Below are 22,527 nucleotides of genomic sequence, written 5' to 3'. Positions count from 1 at the left end.
ATTAGCGACAAGGATTTTCGAATCAACCGACAGATTCGCGCCAAAGAAGTTCGCGTCATTGATGCGGACGGCAAGCAAGTCGGTGTTCTGCCCACGTTCGAGGCATTACGCATGGCGCAAGACCGCGATCTCGATCTCGTCGAGGTTGCGCCCAATGCCCAACCACCGGTCTGCCGCGTAATTGATTTTGGCAAGTTCATGTACGAGCGCACCAAAAAAGAGCGCGAAGCCAAAAAAGGTCAGAAGCAGATCGAGATCAAAGAATTACGCATTCGTCCCAAAACGAATTGGTATCATACCGGTTTCAAGCTCAAACGCGTGCGCGAGTTTCTGAAAGACGGCAACAAAATTCGGGTGCGCGTGGTCTTTCGAGCGCGCGAGATGACGCACCTGGGTATCGGACGCGAGATTCTGGAAAAGGTCGCGACGGAACTTGCCGACGCCGCCACCATCGAGCAAGCCCCGTTGATGGACGGCAAAAGTATGATGATGTTGCTGATACCTGGACCGATGAAGGGTGGACCGGATGCCGCACGGGCGTTGGTGCAAAACTCGCGCATCGTCGTCCAGTCGCCGGATGAAGTCAAGCCGCCGGTTGCCTAAGCTTTTCTAATCGAACAACCGTCACGGTCGGGGTTCTGCCCCGACTGTTTCTTGTAGATTTCCGATTGCAGATTTCCGATTGCAGATTTTCGCCCCCAGCCCCGGCGGAAAATCGCTATCAATACAAAATCTAAAATCTGAAATCATAAATCTGAAATAACACCTGGGAGGATATGGTGCCCAAACTGAAAACCCACAAAGCCACTGCCAAACGTTTCAAAGTGTCGGCAACCGGCAAATTGATGCACACCAAGGTCGGCAAGTCGCACTTGCGCCGCCGCAAAGCCAAACGCAACAAGCGCGCATTTGATCGCCGGGTGGAAGTTGAGAGCCACGAACGCGCCAAAAAGATTCATCAACTCGCGCCAACGCTACGCCAAAAATAGCAATTGGCAAATGGCGTATAGCAGATTGCGATCCGCAATCAGCCATTTGCTATACGCGATTTGCTAAATGGGAGATTACGATGCCTAGAGTGAAACGTGGCGTTACGTCACACGCGCGCCACAAAAAAGTATTGAAGCAGACGAAAGGGCAAGCCCTGTCGCGCAGTTTGCTGTTCCGCCGCGCGAACGAAGGGTTGCTCCATTCCAAGTATTACGCGACCGTCGGGCGCAAGAAACGCAAGGACGATTTTCGCCGCTTGTGGATCGCGCGCATCAACGCCGCCGCGCGACCGCTGGGATTGACGTACAGCAAGTTGATCGCGGGCTTGAAAAAAGCCGGCGTCGAGCTGGACCGCAAGGCGCTCGCCGACATTGCGATCCGCGATGAAAACGCGTTCGCCAAGTTGGTTGAGACCGCAAAGGCGTAGTGCCAGCAGTCAGTCGTCAGTAGACAGTAGTCAGACGGAGAGGAATCGATTCTCTTATACACATCGGCTCATGCGTGAGAACTTGCGCGTGAGCCGATGTTACGTTGATAGCAAGATTTCTTGATGGAAAAGTGGCAGCGAGTCATTATGAACAAGAGAAAGAAACGTCTTAGCGAAGTGATTAGAATATTCTATGAGGAATACCGACGGAAGCACGCTTGGTGGGATCCTAATGACCGTCAATATGACCACAAGGTACAGCAAAGAGTCAAGCGAATGAACCCATTAGAACTCGACGAACGATTGCGGTATGATGAATTTGACCAGAGGCAACTTGACGATGCCGCTCAGAATGATCCTGATGAATTGAAATGATCACCAGCCACGCCAACCCCAAAATCAAACTCGTCCGCGCACTCGCGCGGCGCAAGGAACGGTACGCCGCGCAGCAATTCGTCGCGGAAGGTGTGCGCCTCATCGAAGAAGCGGTGAACGCGAACATCATTCCCGCGTTTGCGCTCTACACCGCAAAGATCGAAGGTGAGCCGCGCACACACGCGTTGCTCGAACGCTTGCGCGCGCTCACGCCGGACACGCTTGAGGTGAGCGACGCGCTGATGCAGGAGATCGCGAGTACCGAAACGCCGCAAGGCATCGTCGCGGTTCTGCCGTTCATCGAACTCGCATTGCCCGCGCACCCGCAATTCATTTTGATTCTCGACGCGGTACGCGATCCTGGGAATGTCGGCGCAATTCTGCGTTCGGCGCGCGCGGCGGGTGTGGACGCGATCTTCTTCGCGCACGGCGCCGCCGATCCGTACAACGACAAGGTCGTGCGCGCGGCGATGGGCGCGCATTTTTATCTCCCGATCCGCGTAAGGGCTTGGACGGAAATTAAGGAAATGATGGAAATGATGCCGCGCATCTATCTCGCGGACGCGCGCGGCGAGATCGTGTACACGCGCGCGGATTGGTCGCGCCCGGTCGCGTTGATCGTCGGCGGCGAAGCGGAAGGCGCGGGCGACGATGCGAAAACAATCGCGACCGCGCGCGTGGCGATTCCGATGCACGGCGGCGCGGAATCGCTCAACGCGGCGATGGCGACGACCGTGTTGTTGTTTCAAGCCGCGCATTTCACGACGAGGTGAACCATGCAAGACAATCCCTTCATCGGCGTGTGGAAACTCATCAAGTACGAAATTCGTTTGGCGGACGGCATCTCGATTCATCCGTTCGGCGAAGGCGTGCGCGGAATTTTGATCTATGAGCCGGACGGACACATGGCGCTGCAGGTGATGGAAGCCGACCGACCCAGGTTTGCGTCGAACGATTGGCAACGCGGCACGCCGGAAGAAATCCAAGCCGCGTTTCAAGGGTGCATGGCGTACTGGGGCACGTTCGAGGTGGATACGATGCGTCCGATGGTGATTCATCACGTCGAGGGCTGTACGTATCCGAACTGGGTTGGGATTGATCGCGAACAATTTTACGAATTTACCGGCGACTTGCTCACGCTCATGTCTGCGCCGATGACGCTCGCGGAAGAGCAGGTCGTCAATTATCTCGAATGGCGACGCGCGCGTTGAGCGCAGCGAAAAATCAGGGGCGACCGCACAGGTCGCCCGTTTTATTTTCTATCCATCACCAACTTGTAAATCGGACCGTCACCACGATCTGAAAAAGAAGGGCGCGAACGAACCCGCGCGGCGTCGTTTTTGCCGCGCTTGACGCGAAATCTGAAATTGGTATAATCATCATACCAATTATGCAAGACCAGCCAATTCACGCGGCGCGACTCTACGAACAGGTCGTCGCGCGCATCGAAACGCAAATTTTGAACGGCGAATTCCACCCGGGCGACCGTCTCCCGAACGAGCGCGAACTCGCCGAAAAATTTCGCGTCAGCCGCACGGTCGTGCGTGAGGCAGTCAAGACCCTGCGCGAAAAGGGGCTCGTCAGTAGCGAGCAGGGGCGCGGCACGTTTGTGACCGACGGCACCTCGCGCGCCGCGCGCGACTCGCTCGGACGGATGATGCAGATCGGCACGACCGAACGGGCGGATGACCTTGTCGAGGCGCGCGAATTGTTCGAGCCGGAGATCGCCGCGCTCGCCGCCAAACGCGCGACCAGGCAAGACCTTGCCGACCTGAACGCGATTGTCGCGACAATGGATCGCACCATTGACGACGCCGACGCGTTCATCGAAGCCGACCTCGCGTTTCACCTCGCGCTCGCGCGCGCAACCCAGAACGCGTTCATCCCTACGCTACTCGACCCAATCGTGGATTTGCTCCGCGAGCATCGCAAGAAAATTTTCCTCGTCAACGGCGCGCCGCGCGGACAATCCCATCACAAGAAAATTCTCAAAGCGATTTGCGCGCACGATCCCCAAACCGCGCGCGAGGCGATGCGCGCGCATCTCAGGCAAGTACGGCGCGATAGTGAAAAGTAAATGGTAAATGGTCATTGCCAATGACCATTTACAAATTACCAACCCCGGAGGCACAATGGCAAACCTAGGTTTCATCGGACTCGGCGTGATGGGCAGTCGCATCGCGAAACGATTACTTGACGCGGGACACACCATCGCCGGGTACAATCGCACGAAATCGAAAGCGCAGTGGTTGCTCGATGCGGGAATGAAGTGGGGCGACTCGCCGCGCGCGGTCACGCAAGCAAGCGATGTTGTGTTCTCGATGGTGACGAACACCGAGGCGTTGCGCGCAATCGTGAACGGCGAGGATGGAATTCTTGCCGGTTTGTCGCGCGGCAAGGTGTACGTCGACATGAGCACGGTCAGCCCGGCGGCATCGCGCGAGATCGCCGCGCAAGTCGCCGCGCGCGGCGCGCAGATGCTCGATTCGCCGGTATCGGGGAGCGTTATCACGCTCGAACAAGGGAACGTATCGTTGATGGTTGCAGGCGACCAGGCGACCTTCGACGCAATCAAACCGATTCTGCTCGCGATCGGTCCGAAAGTGAATTACGTTGGCGCGAACGGACTCGCGGTCACGATGAAAATCGCCACGAACCTGTCGCTCGCGGTGCAGATGCTCGCCTTCAGCGAAGGCGTGCTCATCGCGGAAAAAGCCGGCATTCCGCGCGCGACCGCCGTCGAGGTTTTGCTCAACAGCGTGATCGCGTCGCCGATGGTCAAGTATCGTGGACCATTCGTTTTGAAATTGCCGGACGAAGCGTGGTTCGACGTGAACATGATGCAAAAAGATATGTTGCTCGCGCTCGAACTGGGTCGCCAACTTGACGTGCCGCTGCCGACGACCGCGGCGACGAACGAGATGCTTACGACCGCGCGTGGCATGGGATTTGCGAAAGAGGATTTCGCGGTGATGTTTCAAGCGCTGGCGCAAATGGCGGGGATAAAAGGGTAATTGGTAAATGGTAATAACGTTTTACGCATCACATTTTGGAGTTTACAAATGACCGACCACATAGACCTCGAACAATCCTTGCACATGTACCAACAAATGGCAAAGATTCGCGCGTTTGAAGAACAGGTGAACGAACTCTACAAAGGCGCGAAAATGCCAGGACTGGCGCATCTCTACACTGGCGAGGAAGCGGTCGCGGTTGGCGTGTGCGAGGCGTTGCAGCGCGACGATTACATCACGAGTACGCATCGTGGGCACGGGCACTGTCTCGCCAAAGGCGCGCGGGTGGATCGTATGTTCGCGGAATTGCTGGGCAAGGAAGCCGGGTATTGTCGCGGCAAGGGCGGCTCGATGCACATTGCCGATCCGGATTCTGGCAACCTGGGCGCGAACGCGATTGTCGGCGGGAGCGCGGGCATCGCGACCGGCGCGGCAATGTCGGCGAAAATGCGCGGCAGTGGTCAGGTCGCGGTCTGCTTTTTCGGCGATGGCGCGATGAATCAGGGTTTGCTGTACGAAGTGATGAACATGGCGCAGTTGTGGAAACTGCCGGTGATTTACGTGTGCGAAAATAATCTATACAACGAGTACACGCATAACAACGAAACGACTGCCGGCGAGTTGAGCGCGCGCGCACGTGCGTTTGGCATGTGCGCGGAAATCGTGGATGGGCAAGACGTGCACGCGGTTTATGTGGCAATGCAACGTCTGGTCGAACGCGCGCGACGCGGACAAGGTCCGGCATTTTTGCAGTGCGACACGTACCGTTATTACGGTCATCACGTCGGCGACATCAATCGCGCGTACTATCGCTCGAAAGAGGAAGAACTCGAATGGCGAACAAATCGCGATCCGCTGAAAATTTTGGGTAATTGGTTGATTGGTAATTCATTGACGGATCAATCCGTGCTTGAGCGAATCGAAGCTGATGTAAACGCCGAAGTCGAATCTGGCGTCGCGTTCGCGCTCGACGCGCCGTATCCGGATGTGAGCGAAGTGGATGAAGATGTTTACGCATAGAAAATTTGGACGCGGATTAACGCGGATAAAAAGAAAAAATCCGCGTGCATCCGCGTTAATCCGCGTCCCATAAATCTCGTTCTTGAGGTATGCAATGCCTGACCGCGAACTCACGTTTGCCGAAGCGATCCGCGAAGCATTGGCGGAAGAAATGCGGCGCGACCCGCGCGTGTTCATCCTCGGCGAGGATGTCGCCGAAGCGGGAACGCCGTTCAAAGTACTGTCCGGCTTATTTGAAGAATTTGGCAAAGACCGCGTGATTGACACGCCGATCTCCGAGCCAGGTTTTTCCGGCATCGGCGTTGGCGCGGCGATGACCGGAATGCGCCCGGTCGTGGACATCATGTTCGGCGATTTCCTGGGCTTGGTGATGGATCAGGTGGCAAACCAAGCCGCCAAAGTGCATTACATGTCCGGCGGCAAATTGCGCGTCCCGATGGTGTTTCGCACGACGATGGGCGCGACGCGACGCTCTGCCGCGCAACATTCGCAATCACTTCACGCGTGGGTAAGCCATATCCCAGGATTAAAGGTTGCGATTCCTTCGACGCCGTACGATGCAAAGGGTTTAATGAAGACCGCGATTCGCGATGAAAACCCGGTTGTCTTTTTTGAAGACAAGATGATGTACAAACTCAAAGGCATTGTGCCAACGGACGAGTACACGATTCCATTTGGCGTCGCGGATATTAAACGCGCGGGCGACGACATCACGCTCGTCGCGACGAGTTCGATGGTGCAGGTCGCGCTCGGCGCGGCGGAAATGCTAAAGGAAATCGGCATCCGTGCAGAGGTGATTGATCCGCGGACGACCTTGCCGCTCGACAAGCACACGCTCGTCGAGTCGGCGAAGAAAACGTCGCGCGCCATCGTGATTGACGAAGGGTACGAGCAGTACGGCGTCACCGCCGAAATCGCGTCGGTCATCGCGGATGGCGCGTTCTACTATCTCGATGCGCCGGTCAAGCGCATGGGCGCGCTGGACGTGCCGGTGCCCTTCTCGCCGGTGCTCGAAGACCTGACCGTGCCGACGGAGCAGAGTGTGTTTGAGATGGCGAAGATGTTGTGCGGGAAATAAGTTATCCGCGAATTACGCGAATCTGCGACACTTTAGCACCGTTACTGATGAGTCGGAAATTTTACCGCAGAGGCGCGGAGCACGCGGAGCACGCTGAGATTATTGATATGAATTCTCTCCGCGCACTCTGCGCTCTCAGCGTCTCAGCGGTAAATACCAAATTCGCAGTAGCAATGCTACAGTCTCGAATCTGCGCTAATTTTTATTCGCGTAGATTCGCGTAATTCGCGGACGAAAAGGAGTGATACAATGGCAATCAAAACCTACGGCACGATGGCAGTAGACTGGGAACAGCGCATTGACTTTGAGCGATTGCGCCGGGAACGACTTGGGCGCGCCAAGAAACTTTTGAAGGAATCGGAGATGGGCGCGTTGCTTTGCTTCGACATGAACAACGTGCGCTATCTCACCGCGACGCACATCGGCACGTGGGCGCAGGACAAGATGAATCGCTTTACGTTGTTGCCGCAAGACGACGAGCCGATTCTCTGGGATTTCGGCTCGGCGGCGCGGCATCATCAACTCTACGCGCCCTGGCTCGGCGAGAAACGCTCGCGTCCCGGCATCTCACTTTTGCGCGGTGCCATGTCGCCGGAGATGGGACGCGCGGAAGATGTCGCGCACAAAATCTGGGTCGAGTTGAAAGAGCGCGGCTTGGAAAAAGAGCCGGTCGGCGTGGACATTGCCGAAGTGCCCGTGCTGTTTGAGTTGCAGAAAAAAGGTTTGAAGGTCGTGGACGGACAGCAACTCATGTCTGACGCACGGCTCATCAAGACCCAGGACGAGATCGCGCTCATCACACACGCCGCCGCGCAAGTGGACGCCGCGTATGACGAACTCTATCGCGCGATGAAACCGGGGATGCGCGAGAACGAAGCGGTCGGCATCGTTTCCAAAGTGTTGTACGATCTCGGCTCCGAGTACGTCGAAGCGGTGAACGCGATCTCCGGCGAACGCTGCAATCCGCACCCGCACGTTTTCTCGGATCGTATGTTGCGCCCCGGCGACCCGGTGTACTACGACGTTCTGCAATCGTACATGGGTTATCGCACGTGCTATTATCGCACGTTCGTTATCGGTTACGCCTCGCGCGCGATGGTGGACGCGTACAAACGTTGCCGCGATTATCTCGACGCGGCAATCGAACTGATTCGCCCTGGGCGCACGACCGGCGAAGTTGCGTCCGTGTGGCCTAAAGCCACCGAGTTTGGCTTCCCGAACGAAGAAGCCGCGTTCGCGTTGCAGTACGGTCATGGGGTCGGTCTCGCGATTTGGGAAAAGCCGGTCATCAGTCGCCTCGTCTCGCTCGATCATCCCATCGCGTTGAAACCGGGGATGGTGTTTGCGCTCGAAACGTTCTGGCCCTCGACCGATGGTTGGAGCGCGGCGCGCATCGAAGAAGAAATCGTCGTCACGGAAACCGGGCACGAAATCATCACGCGTTTTCCGGCAAACGATTTGATGGTCGCCGGGCATCACTATTACACCGCGACCGGTCCGCTGCCGACGACGCGCGTGCACGATCCAGAGCCGAACGAGGATGTGAAGAAAATGGTCGCGGCGGTCAGAGGTTAAGTTTCGTTACTTCCTTCAGTTCCCTTTGTGGGAAGTCAGGGAACTGAGGGAAATCAGGGAACTCGGAGAGTCGAATGCCCACAAACATCATCATGCCCGCGCTCGAAATGGCGCAGGATACCGGAAAAATTTTACGCTGGCTCAAGCGCGAAGGCGACGCAGTGACAAAAGGCGAGCCGATCATGGAGATTGAGACGGACAAAGTTACCGTCGAGATCGAAGCGACTGCGACCGGCACGCTCGCGAATGTTACCGCGCGCGAAGGCGATGTGATCCCGGTTGGGCAAACGATCGCGCTGATCGTTGATTCGGTAGAGACGTTGCGTGCAACGTCTCTACCGGTGTCACCGGTCGCGCGTAAAATCGCGGAGGATCACGGCGTTGACCTCGCGCGTGTGAAACCGGGCGGCGGGCGCGTTGAGAAAGCGGATGTGCTGGCGTATCTTGCTCTCACCCCCAGCCCCTCTCCCGTTCGCAAAATCGGCGAACAGGTGAGGGGAGCAAAAATTCCCGCGTCTCCCCAAGCGCGTCGCCTGGCGAGCGAGCGAAATGTTGATCTCGCAACCCTGCGCGGCTCTGGTCCCGACGGCGCAATTATCGCGTCAGATGTTCCTACTGCTCCAACGTCCAACGTCCAACGTGAAACGTCCAATTTCCAACTTCCAACCTCTAACCTCCACGCGAAGCGTCCCATTTCCACTATCTGGCGCGTGATGGCGGAACGGATGACGACGAACTGGACGACTGTGCCGCACTTTTACGTTGTGCGCGAGGTGGACGCGCGCGCGCTCGTCGAATTGCGCGGACGTATCGCATCACTCGTCGAGAAACGCGTCGGCGTCAAACCGACGTACACCGATCTGCTCGTCAAGCTCATCGCACACACATTGCGCGATCATCCGCGCGTCAACGCAAGCTGGGTTGATGGAAACATCAAACTCAACGACGAGATCAACATCGGCATCGCGACCGCAATTGAAGACGGCTTGATCGTGCCGGTTGTGCACCGCGCGGACACGTTGACGATGGGCGACATCGCGACGCGTCGCAAGGACATGGTTGCACGCGCGGGCGCGGGCAAACTGAAACCGGCGGATATTGCCGGCGGTACGTTCACGCTGACGAACCTGGGAATGTACAACGTGGACGCGTTCAACGCAATCATCAACGCGCCGCAAGCCGCGATCCTTGCCGTCGGTCGCATCGCCGAGCGTGTGGTTGCGGTGAAGGGACAAGCCGTCGTGCGCCCGATGATGACCCTGACGTTATCGTGCGATCATCGCGTCGTGGACGGCGCGCGCGCGGCGCAATTCCTCGATGCGCTCGCCAATCTGATCGAAGAACCCTGGGCGCTCCTCGCGTAACCATCATTTTCGCAGTCGTGATGATTTTGACCCAAACGCACATTTACCTGCGTGGCGAAATGTGATAATGTGCCAGCGGAACTAATAATTCAGGTTTCTCGAAGAAACTTGGATTCTGACGAAGGCATCCCCAAAAGGAGAAGACACCGACGATGAAACTAGTCACATTTACCCAAGGTCACGCGCCGCGCCTCGGCGCGCAGATGGGCGAATTCGTGCTCGACCTGAATCGCGCGCAACCCAGTTTGCCAACCGACATGCTCGCGTTCCTCGACGCGGGCGAAGCGGCGATGGCGCTCACCCGCGAAACGGTCGAGCGCGCCGACGCGAAATTCCGGTTGCCCCAATCGGACGTAACCTTGCTTGCGCCTATCCCGCGCCCCGGCAAAATCATCTGCGTCGGGCACAATTATCACGGTCACACCGGCGCGACGCCGCCAACGTATCCGGATATTTTTGCGAAATTCAACAACGTCGTGCTTGCGCCGGGTCAACCGATCTTGCTCCCACGCATCGCGAATCAAGTGGACTATGAAGGCGAACTCGCGGTCGTGATCGGCGCACGCGCGCGTAACTTGCCGGAAGATCGCGCGCTCGATGTCGTCGCCGGGTACACGATTTTCAACGATGTAAGCGCGCGCGATTTTCAAAAGCGCCAATCGCAGTGGACGATGGGCAAAACATTCGATACGTTCGGTCCGCTGGGACCCGCGCTCGTCACGCGCGATGAGATCGCGCACATCGGCGCTCTCGATTTGTCGTTGTGGGTGAACGGCGAATTGCGCCAACATGCCAACACGCGCGATCTGATTTTCTCCGTGCCGTTTCTCGTTGCATATCTCAGTTCGGTGATGACGCTCGAACCAGGCGACCTCATTTCAACCGGCACGCCGAGCGGCACCGGCGCATCGCACACGCCGCCGATAATTTTGCGCGCGGGCGATGTCGTGAAAATCGCGATTGAACACATCGGCGTTCTGGAAAATCCGGTCGCGGCAGAAATCGCGTAAGCAAATTTGCTGGACGCATGCGCGTCCGGCGAGTAGGACATCCGTATCAGACAAAGCGTACTATTGTCCCCCACATCTGCGCGGCATATAATTTGGGCAAATTCCAAAGAGGTACTCTATGCCGCGCATCCTCGCGATTGACGACAGTCCAATCATTCACAAGATTATTACCGCCGCGTTGACCCCGCTCGGCTATCAAGTGATTACCGCGCCGGATGGCGAGCAGGGACTTGCAATGGTGCGGAGCACGTCCCCTGAACTCGTGATCACCGACGTGGTGATGCCGGGCATTGACGGGTACGAAGTCACCCGGCGGTTACGCCGCGATCCGGCGTTCGCGTATCTGCCGATTCTCGTGCTGACCAGCCAGGCGAGTCTCGACGAAAAGATTCGCGCGTTCGAAGCCGGCGCGGACGATTATGTCGTCAAGCCGTTCGAGCCGGGCGAACTCGCCGCGCGCTTGGCGGTATTGTTGCGGCGCGGTCAGGTCGCGCAGAGCGCGCAATCGCTCGGCTTGAAAACCGACGAACAGGCGCGTCTCATCGCGGTGCACAGTTTGCGCGGCGGGGTCGGTTGTTCCAGTCTTGCGGTCAACACCGCGATCGCGCTCGCCGGCTTGTGGGATGGCAAAACCGCCATGCTCGATTTGGTGACGACGAGCGGACAAGACGCGCTGATGCTCGATATGCCGTTGCGGCGCACGTGGGCGGACATTGCCGCGATTGCGCCGAATGAGCTCGACTGGGAAGCGCTCGAGACGATCATCGGTCAACACGCGAGTGGCTTGCACCTGATCGCCGCACCCACGTCGCCCGCCGATAGCGAGAACATCACCGGCGAGCACATCGACGCGATCTTGAAACTGCTCGTGCCGCGCTACGATTATGTCGTCGCCGACCTCAGTCACGATTTCAACGCGGTGGCGCTCCACGCGCTCGACAGCGCCGACCTGGTTCTGCTCGTCCTCGCGCCCGACCTTGCTTCGATTCGTTCCGCCTCCGCCGCCGTCGAGACGTACACCAAGCTAGGATACCCCGCCGATAAAATCCACGTCGTGTTGAATTGGACGTTTCAACGCCAAGGATTTGCGCGCAAAGATATCGAAGCCGCATTACGCCTGCCGATTCACCTCGTCTTGCCGTTTATGCCCGATCAAATTGTCACTGCGATCAATCGCGGCGCGCCCTTGATGCACACGCATCCGGATGAACCGGTCGCGGCGCTGATCGAAGATCACGCGTATCGCATCAGCAAAGAACGTCATCTCACCATTCCACCTGCCGCGCCGAAACTGGGTTGGCAGCGCGTCAAGAAACGTCTTGCCGCCGCCGCCACGCCGCCGCGCTAGGTGAAGGAGCCGCGCCGATGAAACAGGATGCTGGGTCGCAAATCGGACAATCGAACGTCGAAGTCGCCTTGCTTTTGGTGATGGTCGCGGTCGTGTCCATGCTCATTTTGCCGGTCGTCGGTGTTCGCCTCGATGGCGTTTTTTGTCAGGTGGTCGGCGTTTTCAGCGCGAATGCCGGCAAGGGTTGCGCGCTCGCGCCGAGCGTGATTTTCAGCGATGACTTTAGCAAGGATTCCGCCGGGTGGAGTTTCTTGAATGGCAAATGGCGGCTCTGTGATGGACGTTTGTGCGCGGGTCCGAGCGGTGAATTTCGCGCGCTGGCAAAGGGCAGCAATGCCAAGGATTACACGGTTTCGGTGGACGCGTTGCTCAACAAGGGGAGCGGTTATGGGCTGTTCTTTCGCGCGTCGGGCGATAAAAAAATCAACGGCTATTCGTTTCAGTATGAGCCGGGGTCTGGCAAGGGACAATTCATTATGCGAAAGTGGGTGAACGGCGCTCAAGTGTATCCCCCGATCGCGACGGCAAAGCCGCCGGCGAATTATCAGTGGACGAATACGCCACGGCACGTTGATCTAACGGTGAAAGGAAATACATTCACCGCCAAGATTGACGGGCAGACGGTGCTCGTCGGCAAAGACGCGACGTACTCGTCGGGTCAAGCCGGTCTGCGCGTGTGGTCGAGCCAAGCCAGTTTCGACAATTTCAAAGTGACCGCGCCGTAAGCCAGGGAGTCGCTAAAATGTCTTTCGTGAATAGTCCGGCAGTTCAGTATACGACCGACGGCAAACCGCGCGAGCGGCTGGGTTGCGGCAGTCAGGTCGCGCGCGTCCTGACCGTGGTGTTGATGGTGCTCGCGCTTGCGCTCGTTGCGTACCCGTTGCTGGGCACGAATCTCGCGAGTCGCGTGGCGCGCAGTGACGGCGCGGTGCGCGGCGTCGTCGTGGGCGCGCAAGAGCAACCGTTGGCGGAAGCGCAAGTGTTTCTCGTCGCCGCGCCGGACGTAACGGTCACGACCCAAGCCGATGGTCGTTTCGCGTTGGATGCGCTCCCCAGCGGCGCGCAGGTGTTGATCGTCGTGGTGAACGAAATCGGGCAAGAATATCCGGTAAATATTCTTTCCGGCGCGATCACGGAAGTGGGCGTGCTCGCCTACCTCGCGCCGCCCGACGAATAAAGATTGTAATGCGTATGAATTGGCAATTTTCGATCTATGCAGTGCTCGCGCTACTCGCGACCGTGGTCGCCGTAGGGCTTGCCGTACTCGCCGCGCGACGTCGTTCGTCGCGCGGCTTGCCGGCATTTCTCGGCTTTATGCTCGGCGTCGCGATTTGGTCGCTCGGTTACGCGCTCGAACTCGCCAGCGCGGATCTTGCTGTTCAGGTGTTTTGGGCAAAAGTCGAGTACATCGGTATCGTCACCGTGCCGCTCGGCTGGTTCATTTTCGTTGCGCAGTATGCCAATCATCGCCAGTCTCTCGCGCGGCGCGTTAGATGGTCGCTCGCCAGCGTGCCATTCGCAATTCTGGTGTTGGTTTGGACGAACGAAGCGCATCACCTCATTTGGAGTCAAACGACCCAGGTTGCTCTGGGAGACATTCAGATTCTCGCGGTGAGTTATGGTGCGGCGTTCTGGCTCAACGTCGCGTATGCGTACTTGCTCTTGTTGATCGCGAGCGTTCGCCTCCTTCGTCTGTCGGCGCGCACGCGCAATGTGTACCGCGCGCAAGCGCGTGCATTGTTCCTCGTCGCGCTCGTGCCGTGGCTTGCCAACGCGCTGTACCTGTTCAGATGGACGCCGCTCGCGAACCTGGATTTAACGCCGTTCGCGTTTACGCTCGCCGGGTTGATCTTTGGGTTCGGCGTCTTGCGATTTCGGCTATTCGACCTGGTGCCCCTCGCGCATGATGCCGTGATTGAAAGCATGAGCGATGCAGTGATGGTGCTGGATAACGCCGGGCGAATCGTCGAGGTCAATCCTGCCGCGCAACAATTGCTCGACTGGGAGATGGACATCATCGGTTTGCCTGCCGTCCAAGTTCTTGGGGAGTGTTCCGATATCGTCGAGCGTTATCGCGGCGTGGAAAAAGCCAGCGCCGAAATCGCGATGAAACAAAAGAAAACGACGCGGCTTTTAGAGTTGCAGATGTCGCCACTTGGCAATCGGCAGGGCAAAACGATCGGACGACTCGTCACTTTGCGCGACATCACCGCGCGCAAACAAGCCGAAGCGGCGCAGCGCGCGAGCGAGAGCAAGCACCGCGCGCTGCTCGAAGCGATGCCCGATTTGATTCTCACCTTGAGCAAAGACGGAGTTTGTCTCGATTATCGCGCGGCAAATCCGGAAGCATTTCTGATCCCGCCGCAACGATTTCACAACCACAACCTGGATGAGGTGATGCCGCGCCAAGTCGGCAAAGCGGTGCAAGAGCGCATTGACGCGGCATTGCGCACCGGCGAAATGCAGTTCGTCGAATTTCCCTTGACCACCAGCGGGCGCACGCGCCATTATGAAATCCGCATGAATGTGAGCGGCGCTGATCAGGTTCTCGCCGTCATGCGCGATATTACGCCGCGCCACGAACAAGAAGCGCAACTCGAACGCCGGTTGCGCGAAACGACGTTGCTCAACCGCGTGATCTCCGCGGCGACGACCGCGCACGACCCGGCATGGGTGTTGCAAGTCGCCTGCGACGAACTGGCGCACGGTTTGGATGTGCCGCAAGTGCGCGCCGCGTTGATGAACGACGCGCAGACCAGGTTGACGTTCGTCGCCGAACATCGTCCCGCCGACGCGCCTTCTGCGTGCGGCAAGACGATTCCCGCGGCGGGCAATCCAAGCACCGAGTACATCCGCGCGTATCGTCAGCCGTTGGCGGTTTTAGATGTGAACACCGATCCGCGGATTGACGTCTCGCGCGAGTTGTTGCGCCGATTGAACGTTGCTTCGATTTTGATCGCGCCATTGTTGGTGCGCGATCGGATGATCGGTTCGTTGGCGTTAGATACCTACGAGCCGCACGAATTCACCGCCGAGGAAATTGCGCTCGTGCAGAGCGTTGCCGGCGCGGTGAGCCAGATGCTCGACAACGCGCGCTTGTTCGCCGCGGCGGAACGCGAGTTGGAGCAACGCAAGCGCGTCGAAGCGGAACTCAAGGCAAGCGAAGAACGTTTCCGCGCGATGATCAACCAAGCCGAAGATATTATTTATCGCACCGATGCGCGCGGTCACTTTACGTTCTACAATCCCGTGACGAGCAAGGTCTTGGGTTATGGCGAAACCGAATTGCTCGGCTGGCATTATCTGGATTTGATTCACCCGCGTTTTCGCCGCACGGCGCAACGCTTTTATCGCCAACAACTGGTCGCGCGCACGCCGCTCACGTATCTCGAATTTCCGGCGCTCTGCAAAGATGGTCGCGAGTTGTGGCTCGGTCAAAAAGTCCAGTTGCTGATCGAAGGCGCGCGGATCACCGGCTTTCAAGCGGTGGCGCGCGATATGACCGAAGGCAAAGAGCATGAGCAGGCGCTCGCGCGCGCGCGCGATCAAGCGATGGAAGCGTCGCGGCTCAAGTCTGAATTTCTCGCGACGATGAGCCACGAAATTCGCACGCCGATGAACAGCATCATCGGCATGAGCGAAATGTTGCTGGACGACACGCTCACGCCGAACCAGCGCGAACTCGCGGGCATCCTTCACGAATCCGCCGGCGCGTTACTCACGATCATCAACGACATTCTCGATTTTTCCAAGATCGAAGCGGGACGCTTGGTGTTGGACCGCGCGCCGTTCGATTTGTTCAACACGGTCGAAGGGAGCGTGGAATTGCTCGCGTCCAAGGCGCGCGCCAAGAACTTGAGTTTGATGGCGTTCGTGTCGCCGGCGATTCCGCGTCACCTGCTCGGCGACCCAGGACGACTGCGCCAAATCCTCGTCAACCTGATCGGCAACGCGGTGAAATTCACTGAGCAAGGCGAAGTTGCCGTGCGCGTCGAATTGCAAGAGCAACGCGAACAGGATGTGCTGTTGCGCTTTGTCGTCAGCGACACCGGCATCGGCATCCCCGACGCCGCGCAGCGTCTTTTGTTCCAACCGTTCACGCAAGCCGACGGTTCGACGACGCGCCGGTACGGCGGGACCGGGCTGGGGCTTGCGATCTCCAAACGCTTGGTCGAATTGATGGGCGGCGAAATCGGCGTGGAGAGTGAGGAAGGCAAGGGCACGCAGTTTTGGTTCACCGCGCGTTTGGAGCGCGGAGAGCCGGTCGCGCCGCGCCAGGTAGATTTGCGCGGTTTGCGCGTGTTGATTGCAGACGACCTCAAGAGTCATCGCGATATTCTCGCGCACTATCTCGCGTCCTGGGAGATGCGCGCGGCGGCGGCGGGGAACGGCGTAGAGGCGCTTGCCGCGTTGCGTCAAGCCACCGCCGCGCGCGAGCCGTTCCACGTAGCCATCGTGGATATGCGGATGCCGGATATGGATGGCTGGCAACTCGCGGCGCGCGTGCAGGGCGATGCGGCGCTGACGACCACGCGATTGATCTTGCTCACCGCGTTCGACGAACGCGGCATCGGCGCAAAGGCGCTCCAGTCCGGGTTCGCCGCATATCTCACCAAGCCGGTGCGCCAATCGAATTTGTTCGATGCGCTCGCGCACGCGGTCGAGGCGCGCCACGACCCGCAACCCGTGTCGCCGGACATCAAGACCGCTGCGCCCGCGTGTTCGCCGCGGATTCTGGTCGCGGAAGATAATCCGATCAATCAGCGCGTCGCGATTCTACAACTGGGGAAACTGGGTTACGCCGCGCAAACAGTGGAGAGCGGCGGCGAAGCGATTCGCGCAGTCGTCGCCGACCCGGACGCGTACACGCTTGTGTTGATGGACTGCCAAATGCCGGAGATGGACGGATTCGAAGCGACACGCGTGATTCGCAAAGCGGAACTGACGAGCGGGCGGCATCTGCCGATCATCGCGATGACCGCCAACGCGATGGAAGGCGATCGCGAACGCTGTCTCGCCGCGGGGATGGACGATTATATCAGCAAGCCGGTCAAACTCGAAAATTTGGAAAACGTGATCAAGAAATGGTCAACCGATGATTAAGGGGATCTGCTCAACGCATCCTTGCGAAGGTTGCCAATCGCTTTGCCGAAGAATCGCGCGGCGACAACAAATTGGATTTCTAGAGAATTCACTTTCAAACCTTCGCAAGGATAAACAATCACGATCAAGGAGGTAATGATGTGGGATGATGCAACGCTCGATTTAGCAACGATTGAAACATTGCGCGCGCTCCAACCGGAGGGCATGGGCGATATTATCGGCGAACTGCTCGACATGTTTCGCAAGACTGCGCCGCCGTTGCTCCAACAGTTGCGCGTGGCTGCCGAACGCGGCGACAGCGAGGCGTTGTACAAAACCGCGCACAGTCTCAAGGGCACCAGCGCGGCGCTTGGCGCGGCGGCGTTGGCGGCGCAGGCGAAAGAAATCGAAATGATGGGGCGCATGAGAAACCTGCAGGATGTGACGACCCAGGTCGCGCTCGTCGAACAAGAGTACGCTCGCGCGCTCGATGCTCTGGAGCAACAACTGGTCAAGTAGGGGGGAGACCAGGGAAATGCGTTTGGTTTCCGGTTACTTGCTCGCTCGATGTTTCCATAGTTCCAACGCGGCGTGGTGTGTTTCAAACGCGAGCATCGCCGGCGTAATTTCATCGGGCGCGTAGAATTGCACGTCAATCGTATCACTGCCCGCGCGCGGTTCGCCGCCGATGACGCGCGCGGCGTACAAGACCAACACGCCGGAACTCTGCTTCCATTCGTGGACGTACGACCACACGCCGAGCAGGTCGCCCAGTTCGACGCGCAAGCCGGTCTCTTCCAAACATTCGCGCCGCGCGGCGTGCTCGACGGTTTCGTCAATCTCCATAAAGCCGGTCGGAAACCCCCACAACCCCTTGCCCGGATTTTCGCCGCGCAGTACGAGCGCGAGTTTGCCATCTGCGCGCGCGGCGATCACGCCCGCGGCGATGAGCGGATTCAGATAGACGATGTGCCCGCACGCCGGGCAGACCGGACGAACGCGATGATCTTCGACCGGGCGCAATTCGAGCGCGTGACCGCACTGCGCGCAGAATTTCGGTGGCATACTTTCTCCGTGTCATAGTTGGATGGTTCGATAGTTCAATAGCGCGATAGTTGGATTGTATCCGTAAAGGTATTTGCGCGCAATGCGCGTTCATTGGTAGGGGCGAGACATTTGTCAACTGACGAATCTTGAAGACGATTCGTTGCTCTCAATTGCTTGTCTCGAAGAATCCGATTCTGCCAATGCCGCCCCCCTACTTGCCAAATGCGATATTCGGCGTATAATGCGCCTCGTTCGTTGTACCGATGTGCCTCGGCTTTTTGTGACGCCGAGGTTTTTATTGGCGCGATGAAGGACGAATGACGAATGTCATTCCTTTGTCTTTCATCCTTCAAGTGAGGAATGATGCAAACTCGAAATGATCTCCGCAATATCGCGATTATCGCGCACGTGGACCACGGCAAAACGACGCTCGTGGATGGAATGCTCAAGCAATCGCATATCTTTCGCGACAACCAGGTCGTCGCCGAACGTGTGATGGACTCGAACGATCTCGAACGCGAGCGCGGCATTACGATTCTGGCAAAGAACACCGCGATCACGTATCGCGGCATCAAGATCAACATCGTGGACACGCCGGGGCACGCCGATTTCGGCGGCGAGGTCGAGCGCGTGTTGAACATGGTGGACGGCGTGTTGTTGCTCGTGGACGCGGTGGATGGTCCGATGCCGCAGACGCGTTTCGTTTTACGCAAGGCGCTCGAACTGGGACACAAGGCGATTGTCGTTATCAACAAAGTGGATCGCCCGAACGCGCGGCTCAATCACGTCGCGAATGCGACCTTCGACCTGTTCATTGACCTGGGTGCGACCGACGACCAAGCCGAGTTTCCAATCGTTTATACCGACGCGATTCGCGCGACGGCAACGCTCACGCCCGGCGACACAGGGATTGATTTGCAGCCGCTCTTTGAAACGATTGTGAATTATTTGCCCGCGCCCCAGGTCGAGCCGGATCAACCGATGCAATTGCTCGTCACGACGCTCGCGTACGACGACTACAAAGGTCGCATCGCGATTGGACGCTTGTTCGCCGGCACGATTCGCCCCGCGCAAAATGTCGTTCGCATCGCGCACGATGGATCGCAGACGCCCGGCAAGATCGCGGAATTGTTCGTGCATCAAGGTCTGGAGCGCATCCCAGTTCCGGAAGTCGCCGCGGGCGAAATCGTCGTGATCACCGGCTTGCCCGAAGTGTACATCGGCGAGACGGTCGCGGACGCGCTCGATCCGAAACCGCTGCCGCCGATTCGCGTCGAAGCGCCGACGGTGCGGATGATGTTCGGCGTGAACACGTCGCCGTTCGCTGGACGCGAAGGCACGTGGAGCACATCGCGCAAATTGCGCGAGCGGTTGTTCAAGGAACTCGAATCGAACGTCAGTTTGCGCGTCGAAGAAACTGGGTCGTCGGACACGTTCGTCGTGTCGGGGCGCGGCGAATTGCACCTCGCGATTTTGATCGAGACGATGCGCCGCGAGGGGTACGAGTTTCACATTGGCAAGCCCGAAGTGATTTTCCAGGAACGCGACGGCGAAAGATTGGAACCGGTCGAGGATGTGTACATCGAGGTTGCGTCCGATTTTCTCGGTGTCGTAATGGAGATGCTCGGTACGCGGCGCGCGCAGATGAAAGAGATGCACACCGCGGACGATGGCTCGGTGCATTTGCGTTACCTCGTGCCGACGCGCGGCTTGCTCGGCTTTCGCTCAAAGTTTTTGACCGCGACGCGCGGCACTGGGGTTATGCACGCGCTCTTTCACGGGTACGAGCCGATGATGGGCGACATTGAAACGCGCGAGCATGGTTCGCTCGTCGCGTTCGAGACCGGCACGACGACGGCGTTCGCACTGAACAACGCGGAGGGGCGCGGCATTTTGTTCATCGGTCCCGGCGTCGAAGTGTACGAAGGCATGGTCATCGGCGAGCAGGCGCGTGAGGGCGATATTCCGGTGAACGTGTGCAAGCTGAAACATCTCACGAACATTCGCAGTTCCAACTCGGACATTGCGGTGCGGCTCACACCGCCGCGCCTCATGTCGCTCGACGAAGCGATCGAGTACATTTCCGACGACGAATTTTTGGAAGTGACGCCCAAGAATTTACGGATTCGCAAAAAGATTCTGGGCACCGAAGAGCGCCACAAAGCCAAGTCCGCCGCGTACAAAGCGGGGTTGCGCGAAGCGGAAGCGCAAGAGGCATAAATCAAAACACGCTCGCGTCCCTCGACGCGAGCGTGTTGGTTTTTTCCGGTTGACGCTCTGCAAGTGATATGGTAAAGTATGCGCGTAAGCAAAGCCGATTGGCTTGGAGGATGAAATGACGATTGAACAATCGGTCGTTCAGAGATTACGCGTACTGCCAAAGGACAAGCAACGCGAGGTGCTCGAATTCGTCGAGTTTTTGGCGCACAAGCAAGTTGTGCCCGCATCGTCGCGTCGTCGTCTCAAAGGATCGTGGGCGGACCTCAAAATTGACTTGTCCGAATCGGACATCAAGCAAGCGCGCAAAGAAATGTGGAAAAATTTCCCGCGAGATATTGAACTATGAGCGGTTGTTGCCGACACGCACATTATCGTTTGGTATCTTGCATCGCCGGAAAAACTTTCGTCCGGGGCGGTCGCCGCGCTTGATGATGCCGACACGACCGGCGGACCCATTTACATTGCTTCGATTTCCTTGGTTGAGATTGTTTACCTGGTTGAAAAAGGACGCATCCCGGAATCGGTATTTGAGCGCCTTGTATCTGAACTGGAACGCTCGGATAGCAACTTGGTACTCGTTCCGCTTGATCTTGCTCTCGCACAGACTTTGCGGCACATTTCACGCGCCGATGTGCCGGAAATGCCTGACCGCATTATTGCGGCGACCGCGTTGCATCTGGGTCTGCCGCTCGTCACCAAGGACCACGAGATTCACGCGGCTGATATTACAACGATTTGGTAAACTGAAAGCATAGAACAACAAACGCCCGCGTCGCAAGACGCGGGCGTGTTTCGTGTAACCTAGGAGGTGGCTGGGAAGGGCTAGGTAGGATGTAGGTAGGTTCTAGGTTATCAGTAGGTTATCACTCCGCCGGTAGATTGACGAGCCAGCGATCAGTGTTATGCGAAATAGGGGGCTGGGGTGAGTTTTGACTCGCTCAAATGGTCGTGATAGAATCACCGGGAATTTAAGACCTGTCAGGTCTTGGAAAAGGATGATGCTTATGGATGGTCAATCGCTCAACCTAACCGCTGAAAAAATCGCGCAACTGCGCGCGCTCTTCCCCGAAGTGTTTGCGGAAAATAAAATTGATTTTGCGCGCTTGAAAGATGTGTTGGGGGAAACTGCCGCGTTCCCCAACGAGCATTACGAATTGTCTTGGGCGGGCAAAGCCGAGGCGCGCAAGGAAATTCAAAAGCAGACGACGGCGACCTTGATTCCAGCCGCGAATGACACGAATTTGCGCGAAACAGAAATTGGCGGAGATTCGCGCAATTCGCGGCATGAGCATATTTTTATCGAGGGCGAAAATCTTCAGGTGTTGAGGATATTGCTCAAGTCATACTTTGGCAAGGTCAAGATGATTTACATTGACCCGCCGTACAACACGGGCAACGATAGTTTTGTGTATCCCGACGATTACGCCGAACGGCAAGACGAGTACAAAAAGCGCGCGGGAATTACGGACAGCGCGGGATATTTGAACAAGCAAGATTTGTGGCGCAAGAACTCGCGCGAGAATGGGCAGTTTCATTCCGTTTGGCTCTCGATGATGTATCCGCGTTTGTACGTGGCACGGAATTTACTGCGCGAAGACGGCGTGATTTTTGTGAGCATTGACGATAACGAGCAAGCAAATTTGAAGTTGTTGATGGATGAAATTTTTGGAGAAGAAAATTTCATCGGCAAAATAACAATTCAAAGCAATCCGAGAGGAAGACAGTCAGAGCAGTTTTTGGCAACGCTCCACGATTATATTTTTCTCTACGCTAAATCAATTCGAGATTGCGAAATTGCAGGACAGTCTTTGACTGAAGACCAATTGAAGGAATTTAAGCAGTACCGCAAAACTCACTTTTTGACTAAACAGGGTTCTCATGCACACTGTCTCTATCCTACCAAAGAAAGAGCAGCGCATGAGAACCCCAAAGACATTATACCATACGACGCCGACGATATATCCCTGTGAATTGACG

Annotated in this window: 23 protein-coding genes; 22 read left to right on the top strand and 1 reads right to left on the bottom strand. The window is 57.5% G+C overall.

Going from position 1 to position 22,527, the window contains the following annotated elements:
- From HY868_18035 to HY868_17950, 18 genes are all read left to right on the top strand, one after another.
- Window positions 1-603 (top strand): translation initiation factor IF-3, encoded by a 603-nt coding sequence (locus HY868_18035; GenBank protein ID MBI5304041.1) that lies wholly within the window; start codon window positions 1-3, stop codon window positions 601-603.
- Between the two features lie 176 nt (window positions 604-779).
- On the top strand, window positions 780-989 hold the full coding sequence (rpmI, locus tag HY868_18030; protein ID MBI5304040.1) for a 50S ribosomal protein L35: 210 nt from the start codon (window positions 780-782) through the stop codon (window positions 987-989).
- A gap of 80 nt (window positions 990-1,069) precedes the next feature.
- A complete protein-coding gene (gene rplT, locus HY868_18025; GenBank protein MBI5304039.1) occupies window positions 1,070-1,417 on the top strand; it encodes a 50S ribosomal protein L20 in 348 nt (115 codons plus the stop codon).
- Between the two features lie 123 nt (window positions 1,418-1,540).
- Complete coding sequence (locus HY868_18020) at window positions 1,541-1,792, top strand: hypothetical protein (protein ID MBI5304038.1); 252 nt, start codon at window positions 1,541-1,543, stop codon at window positions 1,790-1,792.
- Window positions 1,789-2,565, top strand: a complete 777-nt coding sequence (locus HY868_18015) for an RNA methyltransferase (GenBank protein ID MBI5304037.1) — start codon at window positions 1,789-1,791, stop codon at window positions 2,563-2,565. The genes HY868_18020 and HY868_18015 overlap by 4 nt, the downstream gene beginning before the upstream one ends.
- A gap of 3 nt (window positions 2,566-2,568) precedes the next feature.
- On the top strand, window positions 2,569-3,003 hold the full coding sequence (locus tag HY868_18010; protein MBI5304036.1) for a lipocalin-like domain-containing protein: 435 nt from the start codon (window positions 2,569-2,571) through the stop codon (window positions 3,001-3,003).
- A gap of 179 nt (window positions 3,004-3,182) precedes the next feature.
- The gene (locus HY868_18005; GenBank protein ID MBI5304035.1) at window positions 3,183-3,869 is read left to right on the top strand and encodes a FadR family transcriptional regulator; all 687 of its coding nucleotides are present in this window, start codon (window positions 3,183-3,185) and stop codon (window positions 3,867-3,869) included.
- 55 nt (window positions 3,870-3,924) lie between these two features.
- Window positions 3,925-4,806, top strand: a complete 882-nt coding sequence (locus HY868_18000; GenBank protein MBI5304034.1) for an NAD(P)-dependent oxidoreductase — start codon at window positions 3,925-3,927, stop codon at window positions 4,804-4,806.
- 48 nt (window positions 4,807-4,854) lie between these two features.
- Window positions 4,855-5,826 carry a thiamine pyrophosphate-dependent dehydrogenase E1 component subunit alpha gene (locus tag HY868_17995; protein ID MBI5304033.1) on the top strand — a complete coding sequence of 324 codons (972 nt, stop codon included), beginning with the start codon at window positions 4,855-4,857 and terminating at the stop codon, window positions 5,824-5,826.
- Window positions 5,827-5,920: 94 nt separating this feature from the next.
- Window positions 5,921-6,904 (top strand): alpha-ketoacid dehydrogenase subunit beta, encoded by a 984-nt coding sequence (locus HY868_17990; GenBank protein ID MBI5304032.1) that lies wholly within the window; start codon window positions 5,921-5,923, stop codon window positions 6,902-6,904.
- A gap of 249 nt (window positions 6,905-7,153) precedes the next feature.
- The gene (locus tag HY868_17985; protein ID MBI5304031.1) at window positions 7,154-8,479 is read left to right on the top strand and encodes an aminopeptidase P family protein; all 1,326 of its coding nucleotides are present in this window, start codon (window positions 7,154-7,156) and stop codon (window positions 8,477-8,479) included.
- Window positions 8,480-8,553: 74 nt separating this feature from the next.
- Window positions 8,554-9,843, top strand: coding sequence for a 2-oxo acid dehydrogenase subunit E2 (locus HY868_17980; GenBank protein MBI5304030.1), 1,290 nt, complete (start codon window positions 8,554-8,556; stop codon window positions 9,841-9,843).
- 152 nt (window positions 9,844-9,995) lie between these two features.
- Entirely contained in the window at window positions 9,996-10,853 is an 858-nt protein-coding gene (locus HY868_17975) for a fumarylacetoacetate hydrolase family protein (protein ID MBI5304029.1), read from the top strand.
- Window positions 10,854-10,971: 118 nt separating this feature from the next.
- Window positions 10,972-12,201 (top strand): response regulator, encoded by a 1,230-nt coding sequence (locus tag HY868_17970; GenBank protein MBI5304028.1) that lies wholly within the window; start codon window positions 10,972-10,974, stop codon window positions 12,199-12,201.
- 17 nt (window positions 12,202-12,218) lie between these two features.
- The gene (locus tag HY868_17965) at window positions 12,219-12,926 is read left to right on the top strand and encodes a DUF1080 domain-containing protein (protein ID MBI5304027.1); all 708 of its coding nucleotides are present in this window, start codon (window positions 12,219-12,221) and stop codon (window positions 12,924-12,926) included.
- Between the two features lie 17 nt (window positions 12,927-12,943).
- Window positions 12,944-13,378: a carboxypeptidase regulatory-like domain-containing protein gene (locus HY868_17960; GenBank protein ID MBI5304026.1), complete on the top strand. Its 435-nt coding sequence runs from the start codon at window positions 12,944-12,946 to the stop codon at window positions 13,376-13,378.
- A gap of 14 nt (window positions 13,379-13,392) precedes the next feature.
- On the top strand, window positions 13,393-17,304 hold the full coding sequence (locus tag HY868_17955; protein MBI5304025.1) for a response regulator: 3,912 nt from the start codon (window positions 13,393-13,395) through the stop codon (window positions 17,302-17,304).
- A gap of 138 nt (window positions 17,305-17,442) precedes the next feature.
- Window positions 17,443-17,802, top strand: a complete 360-nt coding sequence (locus tag HY868_17950) for an Hpt domain-containing protein (GenBank protein MBI5304024.1) — start codon at window positions 17,443-17,445, stop codon at window positions 17,800-17,802.
- 33 nt (window positions 17,803-17,835) lie between these two features.
- Here the strand turns inward: HY868_17950 and HY868_17945 are convergent, their stop codons facing one another.
- Window positions 17,836-18,348 carry an NUDIX hydrolase gene (locus HY868_17945; protein ID MBI5304023.1) on the bottom strand — a complete coding sequence of 171 codons (513 nt, stop codon included), beginning with the start codon at window positions 18,346-18,348 and terminating at the stop codon, window positions 17,836-17,838.
- Between the two features lie 345 nt (window positions 18,349-18,693).
- Between HY868_17945 and typA the strand changes: the two genes are divergently transcribed.
- The 4 genes from typA (at window position 18,694) to HY868_17925 (ending at window position 22,520) form a co-directional block, all read left to right on the top strand.
- Window positions 18,694-20,550 carry a translational GTPase TypA gene (gene typA, locus HY868_17940; protein ID MBI5304022.1) on the top strand — a complete coding sequence of 619 codons (1,857 nt, stop codon included), beginning with the start codon at window positions 18,694-18,696 and terminating at the stop codon, window positions 20,548-20,550.
- 115 nt (window positions 20,551-20,665) lie between these two features.
- A complete protein-coding gene (locus tag HY868_17935) occupies window positions 20,666-20,896 on the top strand; it encodes a DUF2281 domain-containing protein (protein MBI5304021.1) in 231 nt (76 codons plus the stop codon).
- Between the two features lie 21 nt (window positions 20,897-20,917).
- Window positions 20,918-21,292: a type II toxin-antitoxin system VapC family toxin gene (locus tag HY868_17930; GenBank protein ID MBI5304020.1), complete on the top strand. Its 375-nt coding sequence runs from the start codon at window positions 20,918-20,920 to the stop codon at window positions 21,290-21,292.
- A gap of 262 nt (window positions 21,293-21,554) precedes the next feature.
- Window positions 21,555-22,520 (top strand): site-specific DNA-methyltransferase, encoded by a 966-nt coding sequence (locus HY868_17925; protein ID MBI5304019.1) that lies wholly within the window; start codon window positions 21,555-21,557, stop codon window positions 22,518-22,520.
- Window positions 22,521-22,527 lie beyond the last annotated feature (7 nt).

Source organism: Chloroflexota bacterium, from assembly GCA_016219275.1.
Lineage (GTDB): Bacteria > Chloroflexota > Anaerolineae > UBA4142 > UBA4142 > JACRBM01.
The sequence above is the reverse complement of the archived record's forward strand: the minus strand, read 5'-3'. Positions and strand labels throughout refer to the sequence as shown.

Bases quoted from the DNA above. Each gene is read 5' to 3' on its own strand.
- HY868_17960 (MBI5304026.1), top strand. From the start codon at position 12,944: ATGTCTTTCGTGAATAGTCCGGCAGTTCAGTATACGACCGACGGCAAA.
- HY868_18005 (MBI5304035.1), top strand. From the start codon at position 3,183: ATGCAAGACCAGCCAATTCACGCGGCGCGACTCTACGAACAGGTCGTC.
- HY868_17925 (MBI5304019.1), top strand. From the start codon at position 21,555: ATGGATGGTCAATCGCTCAACCTAACCGCTGAAAAAATCGCGCAACTG.
- HY868_17970 (MBI5304028.1), top strand. From the start codon at position 10,972: ATGCCGCGCATCCTCGCGATTGACGACAGTCCAATCATTCACAAGATT.
- HY868_17935 (MBI5304021.1), top strand. From the start codon at position 20,666: ATGACGATTGAACAATCGGTCGTTCAGAGATTACGCGTACTGCCAAAG.
- HY868_18020 (MBI5304038.1), top strand. From the start codon at position 1,541: ATGGAAAAGTGGCAGCGAGTCATTATGAACAAGAGAAAGAAACGTCTT.
- HY868_17955 (MBI5304025.1), top strand. From the start codon at position 13,393: ATGAATTGGCAATTTTCGATCTATGCAGTGCTCGCGCTACTCGCGACC.
- HY868_18015 (MBI5304037.1), top strand. From the start codon at position 1,789: ATGATCACCAGCCACGCCAACCCCAAAATCAAACTCGTCCGCGCACTC.
- HY868_17985 (MBI5304031.1), top strand. From the start codon at position 7,154: ATGGCAATCAAAACCTACGGCACGATGGCAGTAGACTGGGAACAGCGC.
- HY868_17945 (MBI5304023.1), bottom strand. From the start codon at position 18,348: ATGCCACCGAAATTCTGCGCGCAGTGCGGTCACGCGCTCGAATTGCGC.
- rplT (MBI5304039.1), top strand. From the start codon at position 1,070: ATGCCTAGAGTGAAACGTGGCGTTACGTCACACGCGCGCCACAAAAAA.
- HY868_17995 (MBI5304033.1), top strand. From the start codon at position 4,855: ATGACCGACCACATAGACCTCGAACAATCCTTGCACATGTACCAACAA.
- HY868_17950 (MBI5304024.1), top strand. From the start codon at position 17,443: ATGTGGGATGATGCAACGCTCGATTTAGCAACGATTGAAACATTGCGC.
- HY868_17975 (MBI5304029.1), top strand. From the start codon at position 9,996: ATGAAACTAGTCACATTTACCCAAGGTCACGCGCCGCGCCTCGGCGCG.
- HY868_17990 (MBI5304032.1), top strand. From the start codon at position 5,921: ATGCCTGACCGCGAACTCACGTTTGCCGAAGCGATCCGCGAAGCATTG.
- HY868_17965 (MBI5304027.1), top strand. From the start codon at position 12,219: ATGAAACAGGATGCTGGGTCGCAAATCGGACAATCGAACGTCGAAGTC.
- HY868_18000 (MBI5304034.1), top strand. From the start codon at position 3,925: ATGGCAAACCTAGGTTTCATCGGACTCGGCGTGATGGGCAGTCGCATC.
- typA (MBI5304022.1), top strand. From the start codon at position 18,694: ATGCAAACTCGAAATGATCTCCGCAATATCGCGATTATCGCGCACGTG.
- HY868_17980 (MBI5304030.1), top strand. From the start codon at position 8,554: ATGCCCACAAACATCATCATGCCCGCGCTCGAAATGGCGCAGGATACC.
- HY868_18010 (MBI5304036.1), top strand. From the start codon at position 2,569: ATGCAAGACAATCCCTTCATCGGCGTGTGGAAACTCATCAAGTACGAA.